Source organism: Streptomyces sp. NBC_01351 (assembly GCF_036237315.1).
Taxonomy (GTDB): Bacteria; Actinomycetota; Actinomycetes; order Streptomycetales; family Streptomycetaceae; genus Streptomyces.
In genome coordinates this window covers 7329664-7346428 of record NZ_CP108356.1, presented here as the reverse complement: position 1 = coordinate 7346428, position 16765 = coordinate 7329664, and the positions used below count along the sequence as shown (strand labels likewise).

Sequence of the window (16765 nt, the reverse complement as noted above, 5' to 3'; positions counted from 1 at the left end):
CGGGCGAATCGGCATCCGGGCGGACGACACTGAGCGCACGCCCCTCGTCGTGGACTGGCGCGCCGAGGTGGCCCGCCCCTTCTACCTCGCCACCGGCCACACCCCCCTGGGCCTGCGCCGCCGGCGGCACATCGCCGGCCGGGGGCGGGAGGTCACCGCGCTGCACGACGAGATCCTCGACCTGACCGACACCGAGCGCACCGGCCACGAGGGCTCCGACGCGGACGCCGTGCTGCTCGCGGCGCTGGACGCGGCGCGCACCGGCCGGATGCACGACATCGTGCGCACCATCCAGGCCGAGCAGGACCGGATCATCCGCTCCACGCACCGCGGGGTGCTGGTGGTCGAGGGCGGCCCGGGCACGGGGAAGACGGCGGTGGCGCTGCACCGCGCCGCATACCTGCTGTACGCCCACCGGGAGTTGCTGGCCAAGCGCGGCGTGCTGATCGTCGGGCCGGGCCCGGCCTTCCTCGGCTACATCGGCGGTGTGCTCCCGGCGCTCGGTGAGACGGGTGTCCTGCTGGCCACTCCCGGCGAACTGTTCCCCGGGGTGCACGCCACGGGAACCGACCGTCCCGGGGCCGCCGCGGTGAAGGGCCGGGCCGGGATGGCGGAGGTGCTGGCCCGGGTGGTCGCCGACCGGCAGTGCCTGCCGGAGACGGTGCCGGCGGGCACCGGCGAGGAGTACGACACGGTCCCGGAGCCCGCGCTGGAGATCGACCACGACGGCTACGGCACCCTGTTCCTCGACCGCACGATGGCCCACGGGGCCCGGGACCGGGCCCGCGCCACCGGGCTGCCGCACAACCAGGCGCGTCCCTCCTTCGCCTTCCCGATCATCGACGCGCTCACGGCGCAGCTCGCGGACCGGCTGGGCGCGGATCCGTACGGCGGACCGAACCTGCTCGGGCCGGACGACGTCGCGCAGCTCGGCAAGGAGATCGCGATGAGCCCCGCCGTGCACGCGGCGATCGATGCGCTGTGGCCCTCCCTCACCCCGCAGCAGCTGCTGACCGACTTCCTGGCGGAGCCCACGCACCTGCCCCCGCACGAGGCCGGGTTGATCCGGCGCGCGCCCTCGGCCCGACCCGACTGGACCCCGGCCGACGTGCCACTGCTGGACGAGGCCGCCGAGCTGCTCGGGGAGGACGACACCGCGCGGCGGGCCGCCGAGGAACGGGCGTGGGCGCGTCGCGTCGCGTACGCGCAGGGGGTGCTGGACCTGGCGCAGGGCTCGGAGTCCTACGAGTTCGAGGACGAGGAGAACGAGTTCCTCACGGTGCACGACGTCGTCAACGCCGAGCAGTTGGCCGAGCGCCACGAGGAGTCCGACCACCGCAGTACGGCGCAGCGGGCGGCGGCGGACCGCACCTGGGCCTTCGGGCACGTCATCGTGGACGAGGCGCAGGAGCTCTCGGAGATGGCGTGGCGGGTGCTGATGCGGCGCTGCCCGACCCGGTCCATGACCCTGGTCGGCGATCCCGCGCAGACCGCCGAGGAGGCGGGCTGCGGTTCCTGGGAGCGGATCCTGTCCCCGTACGTGGGCGAGCGCTGGGAGTTGGTCCGGCTGGGGGTCAACTACCGTACGCCCGCCGAGATCATGGAGGTGGCGGCGGCCGTGCTGCGGGAACTCGATCCCGGTTTCCGGCCGCCGAGTTCGGTCCGGTCCACCGGGGTGCGGCCGTGGGCGCGCGCTGCCGGGGATCCGGCGGGCGCGCTCGCGCGGGCGGTGGAGGCGGAGCGGCCCGCGGAGGGCCGGCTCGCGGTGATCGCGCCGCGTCCGCTGCACGCGGGGCTGGCCGCCGTACTGCCGGGGGTACGGGAGGGCGCGGAGCCGGATCTGGCCCAGGACGTGGTGCTGCTGGACCCGCGCCAGGCCAAGGGGCTGGAGTTCGACACGGTGATCGTGGTGGAGCCGGCCGACTTCCAACCGAGCGACCTCTACGTGGCGTTGACCCGGGCCACCCAGTCCCTCGGGGTGCTGCACTCCCCCGGCAGGCTCCCGGCGGGTCTGCACGGGCTCGGGCCGGACGGCTCGGTGTAATCCGGCCCGCGTTCGCGGAAGTCAGGCCCCCGTCCCTCCCTCAGGAGGACGGGGGCCGTCCGCACGGCGCGCACGGGCGCCGCGTACGTCGAGCACGGCCTGGAACTGCTCGCGCGCCTCGTGGATGCGTCCTGCCGCCACGTAGGCGCGGCCCAGCCGGCTGCGGATGTCCATCTCCAGCCAGTCGTACCCTGGTTCGGTGAGCGGGGACAGCAACCCGTGCTGCAGCAGGGCCTGGTGGTGCAGGGCGACGGCGGCGACGAAGTCACCCTCCCCCTGGTGTGCCGTCCCCAGCCGGGTCAGGCTGCGCGCGCAGAGGAAGACGTCCCCGCCCTGCGCGACCAGGTCGACCGCCTCGCGGAGCAGGCGCTTGGCCTCGCCCCAGCTGCCGAGGCGGAGGTGGATGTCGGCGGCGCAGCTCAGGACCCTGCCCCTCATGCGCGGTCGGCCGCTCGCCTCGGCGTGGGTAAGGGCCACGGCGAAGGAGGCCAGCGCGTCCTCGTTCCGTCGTTCGAACTGGTGGCCGAGACCCTGGATGATGAACGCCAAGGAGGCGACCCAGTCGTTGAGGGGCCCCCGGGACGGGTCCGTCACCGCGGCAACATGGCCGAGCGCCCGGCCGCCGTCGCCCAGACTCAGGTGGAGGGCCGCCAGCCCGGCCTTGCTCCGGGCCTCTTCGTACGGGTCGGGTCGGAGCCGGTTGAGGTCCAGCGCCTCGGTGAACAGGGCGCGCGCCTGTGCGTACCGGCGCTGGTGCGTGCAGGTGTAGCCGAGACAGTTGCGCAGGGCGAGGGCCATGCGGCGGTCAGTGGCCTCGTCCACCTGCGCGAGTGCGATCTCGAGCGCGGTCTGGCTCTCGTGGTAGCGGCCCTGCCGTACGAAGTAGTCGCACAGCGCCTCCGCGATCCAGCAGGCGTAGTCGGCTTCCCCGAGGGCCGCGGCATGTCCGACGACGTCGGGGAGCTCACCGCCCGCCGCGTCCAGCCAGGTCTCCGCCTCCCGCCAGTCCGTGAACGCCGCGCCGGCGGGCGGGCGGCCCGCGGGAAATGCGTCGGCTCCCCATTCGCTGGTGGCCCGGGCGGCGTCGAGGTAGAGGCGGAGCGCAGCCGTCCGTGTGCCGACGGCCTCTTCGGGCGCGGCCTCCGCGATGCGCCGCGCGTGTACGCGGACCAGGTCGTGCAAGCGATAGCGGCCGGGGCGCGGCTGCTGGAGCAGACTCGCATCGACCAGGCTCTCCAGGACCTCCTCGGTGTCGTGCGGCGGCCGTCCGAGCATGGCCGCCGGCGTCAGCACGTCGAACTCGACCGTCGGTGCCAAACCCAGGGCGCGGAATCCGCGCCGCTGCTCGGGGCTGAGCTGGTCGTACGACAGCCTGAAGGCCGCCTCCACGCTGCGGTCCCCGACGCTCAGCTCCCCGAGCAAGCGGTCGTCGTCCGCCATCCGGCCCACCAGGTAGTCCACCGTCCAGCTGCCGCGGTTCTGGAGCCGTGATCCGGCGATGCGCAGCGCCAGCGGCAGCCCGTCGCACAGCCCGACCAGCCGGTCCGTCGCCTCCGGCTCCCTGCTCGCGCGCTCCTCTCCGATGAGGTGCGCGAGCAGGGACACGGCATCCCCGCTCGTCAGGGGCTCCAGGGTGACGCGCCGGTCGGCGTCCAGTTCGCCGAGCCTGCGCCGGCCGGCCACCAGTACCCTGCTGCCCGCCCCCGCGGGCAGCAGCGGCTGTACCTGGTCGGCGTCCAGGGCGTCGTCCAGCACGAGCAGCAGCCGTAGCCGGCTGGTCGCCGCGCGCCAGGCGGCGGTGAGTTCGTCGAGGTCGCTCGGCAGCTCGCCGTGGGCCGCGCCGAGGGAGCGCAGCAGTCGCTGGAGCGCCTGCTCCGGGGACTGGCGCCGCCCCGTGCTGTACGCGCGCAGGTCCACGAACAGGCAGCCGTCCGGGTAGTGGGCACTGAGCTCACGGGCCGCGCGGACGACGAGCGCCGTCTTGCCCACCCCGGCCGTACCGTCCACCGTCACGATCGATACGGATCCGGCCGCGGACGGGGCGGTCAGCCGTGCCAGTTCGGCCTCGCGCCCGATCAGGCGGCCGGCGTCGCCCGGCAGGTCGTTGACGGCGGTGCGCGGCCCGGGCCGGGCGGGGGTCGGGGGCGAGGTCCGCGTCAGGGGCGGCGTCGGGGGCGGGGGTGCGACGGACCGGGCCTCCGGCGGGCGGCGGAGGCGTACGTCTTCCCGGCGGAGCACCGCCCGGTGCGCGCGCTGGAGTTCCTCGCCGGGATCCACGCCCAGGTCGCGCCTCAGGCGCCTGCGGAGGGCCTCGTAGACGTTCAGCGCCTCGGCCTGACGGTCGCAGCCGTGCAGCGCGCGCATGCGGAGCGCGGCGAGGGGTTCGTCGGACGGAGCGGCCGCGGACAGGGCGGCGAGTTCGTCCAGCGTCTCGGTGAACCGGCCGAGCAGGACCAGGCATTCGAGCCGGTCGCGCCGTACGGTGCGCAAACGCTCCAGGAGCCGCTGCCGCTCGGCGTCGGCGTACGGTCCGGGCAGCCCGGCGAGCGGCTCGCCATCGAACAGGGCGAGGGCCGTGGACAGCCGGTCCACCGCGGTGGCGGGATCGCCGGACAGCTTCGCGCGATGGGCGTCGGAGGCCAGCTCGGCCAGGTCCTCGACGTCGAGCCGGACCGTGTCGGCCGCGCACCGGTACCCGCCCCGTTCCCCGCGGATCACCGAATCCGCCGGGCCGGTGCCCTCCGCGTCGAGTCTCCTGCGCAGCCCGTAGACGTAGCTGGGCAGCACTTTGAGGCCGGAGCCCGGTGGCTTGTCCCCCCAGACTCCGTCGAGCAACTGCTCACCGCTCACCAGGAGGCCGGGGCGCAGCGCCAGCGCGGCCAGGACGGCCTGTTGCCGGACGGGCCCGAGGGTCAGCCGCGTGCCGTCGCGCCAGGCCCGCACCGTGCCGAGTACCGCGAGCCGTAACGGCGCTGACCGCCGACGCATTGCCGCCCCCACTCCGAAAGCCTCCGCCCCGCGCCGCACATCATCAGAACTTCATCCGCATTGCAGCGCGTTCCGTGATGGTTTCGCAAGCGCGGCGGTCGTACGAGGGGGTACGGCCGCCGCCACGACCGAGGAAGGAGCACGAACATGACCGTCATCGACGGGTCTCTCACGGCGCTGCTGACCACGCGGGGGCTCTTCCTCACGCGGGAGCGGAGCGATGCCGCCGGGATCGTGTACGTCTGCGTGGACGACGGGCTCCCGGGCGGCTATCCGGTCGGCTACGTCGTGCCGTCCCGTGCGGGGACCTGGTTCGCGTACGCCAGGGCCCGCGCCGGCCGCGTCTTCGCCTGCGACCAGGTGGACGCAGGCCTGTCGGGCATGGAGGCGGCCGTACGGGCCGTGCTGGACCACGCTCGCTACGGGGACGTCCTGTACGCCCTGGCCCGGGAGTCCGGCGCGGAGGTCTCGTACACCGCCGAGCTGCCCCGGGAGCGGGCCGCCTGGCTCGCCGCGCTGGCCGCGCCGAAGGGCATCACCCACCTCGGCGGGGGCAGCGTCCGCCTGACCGGCCCGGCCGTCGCGTACCTGCGCGGGCTGCCGCAACGCCTCGGCTGCCACGTGGACGCGGAGGACCGCCTCTGGCTGGCGGGTGATCCGTACCGGCTGATCCGCGTGACCCGGTAGGGGGTGTTTTTCGGATCAGGCGTCGACCAGGGGGGAGTGCCGGGGGCTGCGCAGGGGCTCGGCGAGTTCGGCGAGGGCCTGTTCGAGGCCGTACAGGTGGGCGAGTGCGGGCTCGGCGGCGGGCGGCCGCGGCGGGGTTTCCCGGGCCGCCTCGGGGCCGGGGCCCCGCTCGTCCGCGGTCAGCGCCTCCACCGCCGCCTCGACCCGCCAGCAGGCTGCCGCGAGGCGGGCGTCGTGGCTCGCGCTCGGGTCGGCGGCGACCGCCACCAGTCCGCGCACCTCGCGGGCGCAGTCGTCCAGCAGCGCGATGACCTGCCGGGCCCGGGCCTTGCGCGCGCGGAACGGGCTGAGCGGGTGGACCAGCGGGGCGAGCGCCATCCGCACTCGGGCCAGCAGGGCCTCGAGCTCGGCCGCGTGCGGAGCCGGATCCGCCGTCGGGGACCCGGCGAGGCGGGCGGCCGCCTCGCCGGTGGCCGCGTGCACGCACCGCAGGGCGCGCTGGATCCAGGCGTCGTTCGTGGCGTGGGTGGTGACGGGCAGCACGATGATCACGGCCAGCGCGGCGCACACCGCGCCGACGCCGGTCTCCGCGAGACGCAGTACGAGCAGGCCCGGGTCCAGTACGCCCAGCAGGCCGTAGAGCAGCCCGGCCATCAAGGTCACGGCCAGGATCATCCAGCTGTAGGAGACGGGGGCCGTGTAGAAGATCGCGAAGATGCAGACGGCGACGAGGGCGGCGGTCGGCGCGGGCGCGCCGTGCAGCGGGATGGCGATGAGTACGCCGGCGACGATCCCCACCGCGGTGCCGAGCACCCGGCGGAACCCGCGGACCAGGGTTTCCCCGCGCGAGGCCGTGTTCACGAAGATCCACCAGGCGGTGCCGACGGCCCAGTACCAGCGGTCTTCGGAGAGCATCTGCCCGATCGAGAGGGCCACGGCGCAGGCGGCCGTCGCCTGGAAGGCCTGGCGGGTGGTGGGCCGGGCCAGTCCCCGGCCGGGCAGCGGCGCGGGCGCGGCGGGCGGCGGAGTCCGGCGCTCGATGGGCCACAGGAGGAACCGCACCGCGCCGGCGGCTGCCAGGGCCAGGCCCACGGCGGCGTACAGCTCCGGGAGCTGCGCCGGGACGGCGTGCAGGAACTGCGTGATGAAGTAGTTCATGAACGCGAAGATCCCGAGCGCGTGTCCGCGCGGGCCCCAGCGGCGGGCGTAGACACCGCAGAAGACGACGGCGATGAAGGCAGCGTCCCGGGCGAGCGGCACCCCGTGCAGGGTGGTCGCCAGGGCCAGTACCGGAAACCCGGCCGCCGGCAGGAGCGCGGTGGTGACCACCTGGCCGCGCACGGCCGTGTCGGTAACGGTGAACAGGGCGAGCAGGGCCGCCAGTCCCCCGGTGATCGAGGCGGTCAGGGAAAGCCCGGCGAGTTCCGCGACGCCGACGGCGAGCCCGACGCCGAGCACCGCGCGGGCCGAGATCCTGAGCCTGAGACGCCCCGGGTCCGGAGCCACGAACATCCTCTTCACGGCGGTGCGCCGCCCCCCTTGCGATGGTGCGCGCCGGTCCCGTCGACCGCCCGGGGGTGGTGGGCGGCGTACGGACACGACGAAGGCACCGCGCTCCGGTCCGGCCTCGTTGCCGTCCGGCGCTGCGCGGCGCCGTAGATACATGGATACGACACAGATAAGCATGTAGAGGGCAATGGCTCAATCGAGCTCCGCTGAACTGGGCCATTGGTACAGCGCAGAGTCGTGATCTTCGGCCATGAGTAGGCCAACGGACCGGGTCCCGTCGTGTTCGGGTGAGTGACCAATCCGCCGGGCGGATGCTGCCGAATCCGGGGAGTGAGCAGCTTCCGCACGACCGTTTCCCTGTCCGCCCGTGGCGGTCTCGCCGGGCTTCTGTCCGCGTTCACGGCGCCGGCCGTGGCCGAGCTGGTCGCCGGCCTGGTGCGGCCGGCCGCGGGGCCGGTGACGGTGGTCGGGGGCGCGGTGATCGACCGGACCCCGGCAGCGGTCAAGGACTTCGCGATCCGCACCTTCGGGGAGAACGACAAGTTCGTCCTCCGGCTCGGCATTCCCGTCGTCCTGGCGCTGTTCGCGCTCGCGCTGGGTCCGCTCACCGTGCACCGGCGCCGGCTGGGGGCGGCCGGGGCGCCGTCGCCTCCCGTGACGCCCTCGTCCTGCCCGCGCCCGCCTCGCCCGCTCCGGTGGTTCCGGCCGGAGCGCAGGTGAAGGTCGCCGGAGTCAGCGTCTTCACCACGCCCAACCGCGACTTCTACCGCGTCGACACCTCCCTCGTGGTCCCCGGGGTCGATGTCGGCAGCTGGCGGCTGCGGATCCACGGCAGGGGCGTGACCCGGCCCCGCACCTACACCCTCGACGAGCTCCTCGCCCGTCCCCTGATCGAGCGGGACATCACCTTGTCCTGTGTCTCCAACGGGGTTGGCGGCCCTTGCGAGGAAAGAGGAAAGAGGGCCAGGTGGTGCGGTCCGCATCCCGACCGGCCCGGACTGAAAATTCAGTCAATAGAATGGATATGGATGAACACCCTCCGGATATCCGGATATCCGGAGGGCGGCGAGCAGATGGCGTGCGTGGATCCCGGGCCCGCTACGGGGCCGGCTGCTGCTGGGTGACGCAGTGGATGCCGCCGCCCCCGGCGCCGAGGTAGTCGGTGTTGAGCTGTACGACGGTCCGGCCGGGGAAGAGCCGGACGAGGGTGGCCTTGGCCGCGGCGTCAGCGGACGTGTCGCCGAAGTGCGACGAGATCACCGCACCGTTGCACACGTAGTAGTTGACGTAGGCGGCGACGAAGTCCGGGCTGCTGGAGCGGATCTTGTAGTAGTCGGGGCCCTGGAGCTTGGTGACCGCCATCGGCGCGCCACCGGCGCTCGTGGACGTGGACAGGATCTGGTACTGCTGGCGCGCGTCCTTCGCGTAGGCGTCGTTGTCCGACGCCATCGGCATCTGGACCAACGCCCGCCCCGGCGCGAGGAATCGGGACGTCGCGTCCACGTGGTCGTCGGTGATGTCCTGGCCGTACACGCCGTCGAACCAGATGACCTTGGAGGCGCCGTACGCGGTGCGCATCGCGGCCTCGATCTGCGACTGCGACATCCCGGGGTTGCGGTTGTTGTTGATGATGCTGCTCCGGGTCGCCATCAGGGTCCCGGCGCCGTCCTGTTCGATGGCCCCGCCCTCCGCCACCAGGTCGGCGTACGTGATCGGCACCCCGACGTGGGCGGCGATCTTCTCGGCGACGAGCTCGTCCCTGTAGTGCGTCTGCTTGTTGCCCCAGCCGTTGAAGTTCAGGCCGACCGCGTCCAGGCCGCCGGCCCCGTTCGTACGGAAGACGGGCCCGGTGTCGCGCATCCAGCAGTCGTCGACCGCGATGGACGTGATCACCGTGACCGTCGGCCCGCACATCGAACGCGCCTTGGACGCGCTCGCGGGGTTGGCGCACATGACGACCGGCTCGTACTTGGCGATCGTCTTCGCGATCAGCGCGATGTTCGCCTGGACCCCTCCGAGCTTGCCCCGCCAGATCGTGGTGCTGTCCGGCCAGGCCATCCAGGTCCGGGTGTGCCGCACCTCCTCGCCGGGGACCGTGAACGCCCCCGCCGACGAGGACCGGTTGATGCGCGACGCCGCCCGCGCCGGGCCTTCGGCCGCCCCCAGTGCGGCGCCGGCCGCGGCGATGGCCGTGGCCGTCAGGAACCCGCGTCGGCCGAGGGCCCCGCTTCCCGGCGGCCTGTCTGCTACGTGATCGTTCATATACGCCTCCTGTGTCAACTCCCCACGGATTCACCGTGGTTGGCCGGAAAGCTATTACTGACCGAGCGCTCGGTCAATATTCTTGGCGCCGCTTCTCCCGGTCGGTCGGCGCGTGAGCGACAGCGATCTTCCGTGGTCGGTGGAAACTCCCAGGTGGCGGTCGGCCACTGGCTAGAGTTGCGCCATGGCAGCTCCTCCGAAGGAACCTCAGACGCCCGTGCCCGTCCCCGCCCGGGCGGGACGGACCCGCGTCTCGGCCAAGGGAGAACAGACGCGTGCGCGGCTGATCGCGGCCGCGCGGACGCTCCTGAGCGGCGAGATGAGCGCGCGTTTCACGACGCGCAACGTCGCTGCCCTGTGCGGGGTGTCGCACGGCATGTGCCACTACCACTTCGCGGACCGTACGGACCTCATCCTGGCGGTGATCGAGGACATCCGGCCGGAGTGGATCTCCCCCATGGAAGAGGCGGTGGAGGCCCCGGGCGCCTTCTCGGAGCGCGCGGAGCGCGTCGTTCTGCTGCTGACCCAGGGTGAGAGCGCGGACCTGTCGCACCTTCACTCCGCGCTGCACTGGCACGCGTTGAACGACGAACGGATACGCGTGAGTCTGGAGGCGGAGTACCGGCGTTGGCGCGGCAGCTTCGTCCACCTCTTCCAGGTGCTCGCCGACGAACGCGGTGGCGACATCGATCCGCGGCCGCTCGGCGAGGCGGTGGCCGCCGCTGTCGACGGGCTGGCCGCCATCCAGTCCCTCGACGCCGAGGTCGACGCCGAGTCCGTCTTCCGGACCCTGATCCTCACGCTCGCCGCGGGGGCCTGAGCCGGGCCGGCGACGCACGCTACTCCAGGGCCCGGCGGGCCGCCGCGATCCGGTCGGGGTCCCAGCCGGGCCGGGGCACGGACTCCAGGAGCAGCCGGGTGTAGGGATGTTCCGGTGCCGCGAGCACCGAGGCGGTGGGTCCGGCCTCGACGATCCGGCCGTGCCGCATGACGATCACGTCGTCGGTGACGCAGCGGACCACGCCGAGGTCGTGCGTGATGAACAGGTAGCCGATCGCGGTCTGTTCCCGGATGTCCGCCAGCAGGTTGAGGATCTGGGCCTGCACCGACACGTCGAGGGCGGCGACGGCTTCGTCCAGGACGAGGACGGCCGGTTCCACCGCCAGCGCGCGGGCGATGGCGACGCGCTGGCGCTGTCCGCCGGAGAGTTGGCGGGGCAGGGCGTCGGCGGCGCGGGTTCCCAGTCCGACCTGGTCGAGCAGTTCGCGGATGCGCCGCTCGTGGTCCCCGTCGGGAAAGTGCAGCCTCAGCGTTTCGCGCAGCACCGCCTCTACGCTGGTGCGCGGGTCCAGGGAGAGGTAGGGGTCCTGGAAGACCATCTGGACTTCGCGGGCGCGGGCCAGACGCCCCGCGCGGCCTCGGCTGCGTCCCGTGCGGTCGCGGCCGTGTACGAGGACCTCGCCGGCATCGACCCGCTCCAGGCCCACGACGATCCGGGCCGTGGTGGTCTTGCCGGATCCGGATTCGCCGACGATGCCGAGGGAGCCGCCCTCTCCCAGGGTGAACGACACGTCGTCCACGGCCCGTACGTTTCCGTAGGCGCGGCGCAGACCCACGACTTCCAGCACGTTGTCAGGCATCGACGGCGCTCCCTTCGAGCCGGTCGGTGTGGTGGCACGCCGCGTGGTGTCCGGGTACGTCGGGTGCGGGCACTGGCTGGGGGGCCTGCGCGTCGCACACTTCGGTGGCGAGGGGACATCGGGAGGCGAAGGGGCAGCCGCTCAGTTCCCGGCGCAGGTCCGGGGGCTGTCCATCGATGGCGGCGAGCCTGCCCCTCGGGGCTTCCAGTCGGGGTGTGGAGGCGAGCAGGGCTGCCGTGTAGGGGTGGCGGGGGTGCGCGAAGAGCGCCCCCGCGGGACCGCTCTCGACGATGCGTCCCGCGTACATGACGTAGACCCGGTCGCTGATGGCCGCGGCGAGGTCGAGGTCGTGCGTGACGAAGAGCAGGCCGGTGCCGAAGCGTTCGCGCAGCCTGGCCAGGAGCGCGATGACCTCGGCCTGGGTGGTGACGTCCAGCGCCGTGGTGGGTTCGTCGGCCAGGAGCAGGGCCGGGTCGCCCATGAGGGCGGCCGCGATCATGATGCGCTGCAGCATGCCGCCCGAGACCTGGCTCGGGTACTTGTCCAGCGCCGAGGCGTCGAGGCCGACCTCGCCGAGGAGTTCGGCGGCCCGGACGGTCGCGTCCGCCAAGGTCATCTTCCTCGTGAGCCGGACCGACTCGGTGAGGAAGTCGCCGATGCGGCGCAGCGGGTTGATGGCGGCGCGGGGGTCCTGGAAGATCATGGCCACCGTGCCCGTGCGCAGGGCGCTCAGCCGGCCGGGGTCCATGGTCAGGACGTCCTGGCCGCACACCCGGACGGTGCCCTCGACCGTGGCCCCGGGCGGCAGCAGGCGCAGTGCGCTGCGGGAGGTGAGGGTCTTCCCGGAGCCGGATTCGCCGACGAGGGCGACGGTCTCGCCGGTGTCGACGGTGAGGTCGACCCCGTCGAGGACGGGGCGGGCGGTACCGGGCAGGGTGATCCGCAGCCCTTGGATGTCGAGTGTGTGCGTCGGTTGCAGCGGTTTCATCTGGCCCTCCTGGCGACCCGGTCGGCCCATCGTTCTCCGACCACGTTGAAGGCGACCACGGTCAGGACGATGACGGCGCAGGGCAGGATCGCGGACAGCGGGTAGCCGTGCTGGATCGCGGTCTGGCCGTCGAAGACCATCCGCCCCCAGTCGGGGGTGAGCGCGGGCACGCCGAGTCCGAGGAAGGACAGGCCCGCGAGGTCCATGAGGGCGTAGCCGAAGTTGATGGTGGACTGGGCGAGGACGACGGGGGCGATGTTGGGCAGGACGTGGCGCAGGCAGATCTGCAGCGAGGAGTGTCCCTGCACCTGGTAGGCGCTGACGTAGGGGCGTTCGCGTTCGGCCAGGACCAGCGAGCGGGTGAGGCGGCTGACGTAGGGGAGGTAGGCGATCGCGAGTGCGACGACCGGTGCGATCAGCCCTTCGCCGTAGACGGAAATGATCAGGATGGCGAGGAGCATGCCGGGGAAGGCGAAGACCAGTTCCGTGCTGCGGGAGAGGACGGAGTCGAGCCAGCCGCCCTTCCAGGCCGCGGCCATGCCGACGGCGACGCCGGCGACGGTGGAGAAGGCGACCACGCCGAGGGGGCCCAGCAGGGAGGTGCGGGCTCCGAGCAGCAGGCGGGAGAGGGTGTCTCGGCCGGCCGCGTCCACACCGAGCGGATGGGCGGCGGAGGGCCCGGCGAGCGCGTTGCCCAGGTCGATGACGTTGGGGTCGTACGGCACCACCCAGGGTGCGAGCAGCGCGGAGACCACCACGAGGGCGACGAAGCCCAGGCAGACCAGGTAGAGCGGCGACCGGGCCGCCCGGATCCGGGAGAGGCCGGGCCGGCGGGTCAGGACGGCGGTCATGCGGAGGACCTCCTCGATCCGAGGGTGATCCGCGGGTCGACCAACGGCAGCAGCAGGTCGACGATGAGGTTCACGATCATGAACAGGGCGACGATGATCAGGGAGATGGCCTGGACGGTCGGGAAGTCCTTGGTCGTCGTCGACAGCTCCAGGAGCTGGCCGATGCCGCCGATGCTGAAGGCGGTTTCCACGAGGATCGTGCAGACGAGCAGGGTGGAGACGATCAGACCGCCCGTGGTGAGTACGGTGCCCAGCGCGTTGCGGAACACGTGGCGGCGGATGACCAGGCGCTCGGGCACGCCCCGGCTGCGTGCCACGGTGACGTGCTCGCCGTCGAGGGCTTCGAGCATGGCGGAGCGGGTGACCCGGGCCAGCATGCCGATCAGGTAGAGCGCGAGCGCGATGGCCGGCAGGGTCAGGTGCCAGAGCATGTCGCCGAAGCCGTCGCCCGCGCCGCTGCTCGGAAACCAGCCCAGCCGGACGGCGAACAGGCCCTGGAGCAGCACGGCCGCGACGAAGGAGGGCGTGCCGACGGCGAACGTGGTGGTGACGAGGATGGCGGAGTCGGTGGCTCCGCCTCGGACCGAGCTGATCCAGCCGAGCACCAGGCCGACGATCACGACCACGATCAGGGCCATGGCGACGAGCATCAGGGTGCTGGGCAGGCGGTCGGCCAGGAGCCGGGAGACGTCGGTGCGGTAGGTGATGGACCGCCCGAAGTCTCCCTGGACCACGTCGCCGAGCCAGCGGAAGTACCGTACGAGGAACGGGTCGTCCAGGTGGTAATGGGCGTTGATCGCGGCCAGCGCCTCCGGGGAGGCCGAGCGGCCGGCGAGCAGGAAGCTCGCCGGGCTGCCCGGTGCCAGGTACATCGCGCCGAAGACCACGAACGAGGCGGCGAGCAGGGTGGCGGCCATCTCCCCCAGCCGTCGCGCCGCGAATCTCAGGAAGCTCACTGCGCCGCACCCACGTCCGCGGCCCACGGGTAGTACATGTACGAGATGGTGGTCGGGGCGCCGGTGACCCTCTTGTTGAGGAAGACCGCGGTGGGCCACTCGGCGACCGGGATCCACAGCAGCTGCTCGGCGGCGTGCTTCTGGAGCTTGGCCTCGATCTCCAGGCGCGGCCCCGGCTCGTAGACGCCGACGGCCTGGTCGACCAGATCGTCGTACTGCTTGTCGCTGTAGCCGGCGAAGTTCATGTAGGCGCCGGTCTTGAAGTTCGTCAGCAGGTCCAGCGGGTCAGTGATCGAGTCGTAGTAGGTGAGCGGGAACATGTCGATGCCCTCGCGCGCCGCGGGATCGGTGAACAGCGCGGTGAACGCGTTCGGAGCGATGGTCTTGAGCTGGATGTCCAGGCCGATCTCGGTACCGGCCGCCTGCACCGCTGTGGCGAGGAGGGAGACGTCCTGGCCGATGGCGCTGGTGGCGACGGTCAGGGTCTTGCCGGTGGCCCCGGCCTCCTTGATGAGCGCCTTGGCCTGCTCGATGTTCCGGTCGGGGTGGGGCAGGCCGTCGAGTGCGGACTTCAGGGTGCTCTCCGGGGCCGACGCCCAGGCGGCGCGGGTGGTGAGGGAGTGCGTGACGGTTCCGGCTCCGCCGAGTCCGGCCTTGACGAATCCGGCGCGGTCCAGGGCCAGGGACAGTGCACGGCGCACGCGGACGTCGCCGAGCGGGCCCTGCATGTTGGTGATGTTGACGTTGACCGTGCTCAGGCCCTCGCCGAAGTACAGGGTGCCCACGCCGCTCTCGCGCAGCCTGCCGTAGCTCTCGGTGGGGATGAGGTATCCGCCGTCGGCCTCCCCGCTGAGCATGGCGTTGGTGCGGGCGGAGGGGTCGGTCAGGACCCGGAAGACGGCCTTCTTGGACTTGGCCTTGGTCCCCCAGTAGTCGTCGAACCGCTCCAGCTCGATCGACTGGCCCTTGGTCCAGGTGCCGAGCTTGAAGGGGCCGGTGCAGGCGAGGCCGCCGGTGGTGCCGTAGTCCGCGCCGGCCGCCTCGACTCCGGCCTTGGACGCCACCACTCCGGCGGCGGTCGCCATGTACTGGGGGAACTGGGAGTCGGGCTTCTTCAGCTTGACGGTGACCTGGAGCGGGCCGGTCTTGGTCACGGTGTCGACGTTCTGGAAGTTCTGGGCCCAGGCCGCCGCGTTGTCGGGATCCATCTGCCGGCCCAGGCTGAAGACGACGTCGTCGGCGCTCATCACGCCGCCGTCGTGGAAGCGCACGCCGGGGCGGAGGTCGTAGACCCAGGTGGTGGGGTCCGGGTTGGACGCCTTCTGCGCCAGGCCGGGTTCCATGGTGAGCCCCGGCGTCCAGCGCATGAGGCTTTCGCAGACGTTGGAGAGGATCGTGTTCTGCGGGTAGTCGAACGCCACCGTGTAGTCGAGCGTGGGCGGCTCGGCGTAGACCGCCCAGGTGAAGGAGTCGATCTCGCCGACGGCCTGCGGCGTGCTCTTCGACAGGGTGACCTCGGTGACGGGGCCCGCGTTCTTGGGCGGGCCCGAGCAGGCCGCCAGCAGGGCGGAGGACGCCAGGAACGCGGTGGCGGCGGCGAGCCGACCGCGCGGGGCACGGGCACGTCTGGTGGTCCGGGGTGGGGGTGTGGACATCGTCGCGCTCTCTTTCCGTACGTGATGCGGGTGGCTGACGGGCCGCGGGGCCGGCCCGTCAGGAGCGGTCGGTCTCCGGTCAGCCGGCGGCGCGCACCGCGGGGATCTGCTGCGTGATGCAGTGGACTCCGCCACCGCCGAAGGCGATCGCCAGCGCCCGCACCCCGACCACCTTGCGGCCGGGGTAGGCCGACGCGATCACGGCGAGGGCCTCCTCGTCCTGGGGCAGGCCGGCCACCGGGACGACGACGCCGTCATTGGCCACGTAGTAGTTCAGGTAGGACACCTCTATCTCGCCGCCCGCGAGGTCGGCGAAGGCCGACTGGGTGACCTCGACGATCTCCAGGCTGCGGCCGTGAGCGTCGGTGGTGGCCTCCAGCACCGCGCGGTTGGCGCGCATCCGGGCGTAGTCGGGATGCGCGGGGTCCTCGGGCAGGGAGACGACCACCTTGCCGGGGGCCGCGAAGGCGCAGACGCCGTCGACGTGGCCGTCGGTCTCCGTGTCCAGCAGACCGCCGTACGGAAGCCAGACGACCTTGCTGACGCCGAGCCGGGATTTCAGTTCGGCTTCGATCTCGTCCCGGTTCATGCCGGGGTTGCGGTTGGGGTGGAGCAGGCACTGTTCCGTGGTGATCAGCGTGCCCTCTCCGTCGACCGTGATCGCCCCGCCCTCCAGGATCATGTCGGAGTGGACACGCTCGACCCCGAGGTGCTCCAGGAGCAGGCCGCTGACCCGGTCGTCGGCGTCGTAGGGGTGGTGCTTGCCGCCCCAGGCGTTGAACCGGAAGTCCACTCCCGCGCGGCGGCCGTCCCCGTCGAGCACGAAGAGCGGAGCGGAGTCGCGGAACCAGGAGTCGTCCAGCGGGAGCTCCACCACGGTGACGTCCGGTCCGCAGCAGGCGCGGGCGTCGTCGCCGTGGCCGGGCGGGGCGACCATCGTCACCGGCTCGAACTCCGCGATGGCGCGGGCGACGTTCGCGTACTCCTCCTTGACGTCGTCCAGCACGCTGCCCCAGAGGTCCGTCCGGGTGGGCCAGGCCATCAGGCACCCGTCGTGTGCGGACCACTCGGCAGGCATACGGAAAGCAGTCATTACGTGTCTCTCTTCTTTCGCCAGAAGTACCGGTCGGTGGCAGTCGGTGTGGCGGTGGGCCAATTCGAGCCATGGGACGGGTACGCGGTGGT

General features: G+C 72.4%; 12 protein-coding genes and 1 pseudogene. 4 read left to right on the top strand and 9 right to left on the bottom strand.

What is annotated here, in order from left to right:
* Positions 1 to 49 precede the first annotated feature (49 nt).
* Positions 50 to 2044 carry a HelD family protein gene (locus tag OG625_RS33830; RefSeq protein WP_329388589.1) on the top strand — a complete coding sequence of 665 codons (1995 nt, stop codon included), beginning with the start codon at positions 50 to 52 and terminating at the stop codon, positions 2042 to 2044.
* 21 nt (positions 2045 to 2065) lie between these two features.
* On the opposite strand, the gene OG625_RS33825 is transcribed toward OG625_RS33830, so the two are convergent.
* Positions 2066 to 5032 (bottom strand): AfsR/SARP family transcriptional regulator, encoded by a 2967-nt coding sequence (locus tag OG625_RS33825; protein ID WP_329388587.1) that lies wholly within the window; start codon positions 5030 to 5032, stop codon positions 2066 to 2068.
* Between the two features lie 147 nt (positions 5033 to 5179).
* Between OG625_RS33825 and OG625_RS33820 the strand changes: the two genes are divergently transcribed.
* Positions 5180 to 5719 carry a hypothetical protein gene (locus OG625_RS33820; RefSeq protein WP_329388585.1) on the top strand — a complete coding sequence of 180 codons (540 nt, stop codon included), beginning with the start codon at positions 5180 to 5182 and terminating at the stop codon, positions 5717 to 5719.
* Between the two features lie 15 nt (positions 5720 to 5734).
* On the opposite strand, the gene OG625_RS33815 is transcribed toward OG625_RS33820, so the two are convergent.
* A complete protein-coding gene (locus tag OG625_RS33815; protein WP_329391195.1) occupies positions 5735 to 7231 on the bottom strand; it encodes an FUSC family protein in 1497 nt (498 codons plus the stop codon).
* Positions 7232 to 7549: 318 nt separating this feature from the next.
* Here OG625_RS33815 and OG625_RS33810 point away from each other — a divergent pair.
* Positions 7550 to 8205 (top strand): annotated as a pseudogene (locus OG625_RS33810) (molybdopterin-dependent oxidoreductase); the annotation flags it as partial.
* A 121-nt stretch (positions 8206 to 8326) separates the two neighbouring features.
* Here the strand turns inward: OG625_RS33810 and OG625_RS33805 are convergent.
* Entirely contained in the window at positions 8327 to 9490 is a 1164-nt protein-coding gene (locus tag OG625_RS33805; RefSeq protein WP_329388583.1) for an agmatine deiminase family protein, read from the bottom strand.
* Positions 9491 to 9674: 184 nt separating this feature from the next.
* Here OG625_RS33805 and OG625_RS33800 point away from each other — a divergent pair, with 184 nt between their 5' ends.
* A complete protein-coding gene (locus tag OG625_RS33800; RefSeq protein WP_329388581.1) occupies positions 9675 to 10310 on the top strand; it encodes a TetR/AcrR family transcriptional regulator in 636 nt (211 codons plus the stop codon).
* A 19-nt stretch (positions 10311 to 10329) separates the two neighbouring features.
* Here OG625_RS33800 and OG625_RS33795 read toward each other — a convergent pair whose 3' ends face one another.
* From OG625_RS33795 to OG625_RS33770, 6 genes are all read right to left on the bottom strand, one after another.
* On the bottom strand, positions 10330 to 11130 hold the full coding sequence (locus OG625_RS33795) for an ABC transporter ATP-binding protein (RefSeq protein WP_329388579.1): 801 nt from the start codon (positions 11128 to 11130) through the stop codon (positions 10330 to 10332).
* A complete protein-coding gene (locus tag OG625_RS33790) occupies positions 11123 to 12118 on the bottom strand; it encodes an ABC transporter ATP-binding protein (RefSeq protein ID WP_329388578.1) in 996 nt (331 codons plus the stop codon). The genes OG625_RS33795 and OG625_RS33790 overlap by 8 nt, the downstream gene beginning before the upstream one ends.
* Positions 12115 to 12969 carry an ABC transporter permease gene (locus OG625_RS33785; protein WP_329388576.1) on the bottom strand — a complete coding sequence of 285 codons (855 nt, stop codon included), beginning with the start codon at positions 12967 to 12969 and terminating at the stop codon, positions 12115 to 12117. The genes OG625_RS33790 and OG625_RS33785 overlap by 4 nt, the downstream gene beginning before the upstream one ends.
* Positions 12966 to 13925, bottom strand: a complete 960-nt coding sequence (locus tag OG625_RS33780; protein ID WP_329388574.1) for an ABC transporter permease — start codon at positions 13923 to 13925, stop codon at positions 12966 to 12968. Before OG625_RS33780 ends, OG625_RS33785 begins: the two co-directional genes overlap by 4 nt.
* Entirely contained in the window at positions 13922 to 15580 is a 1659-nt protein-coding gene (locus tag OG625_RS33775; protein ID WP_329388571.1) for an ABC transporter substrate-binding protein, read from the bottom strand. The genes OG625_RS33780 and OG625_RS33775 overlap by 4 nt, the downstream gene beginning before the upstream one ends.
* Positions 15581 to 15659: 79 nt before the next feature.
* Positions 15660 to 16673 (bottom strand): agmatine deiminase family protein, encoded by a 1014-nt coding sequence (locus OG625_RS33770; RefSeq protein ID WP_329388569.1) that lies wholly within the window; start codon positions 16671 to 16673, stop codon positions 15660 to 15662.
* Positions 16674 to 16765: the final 92 nt, after the last annotated feature.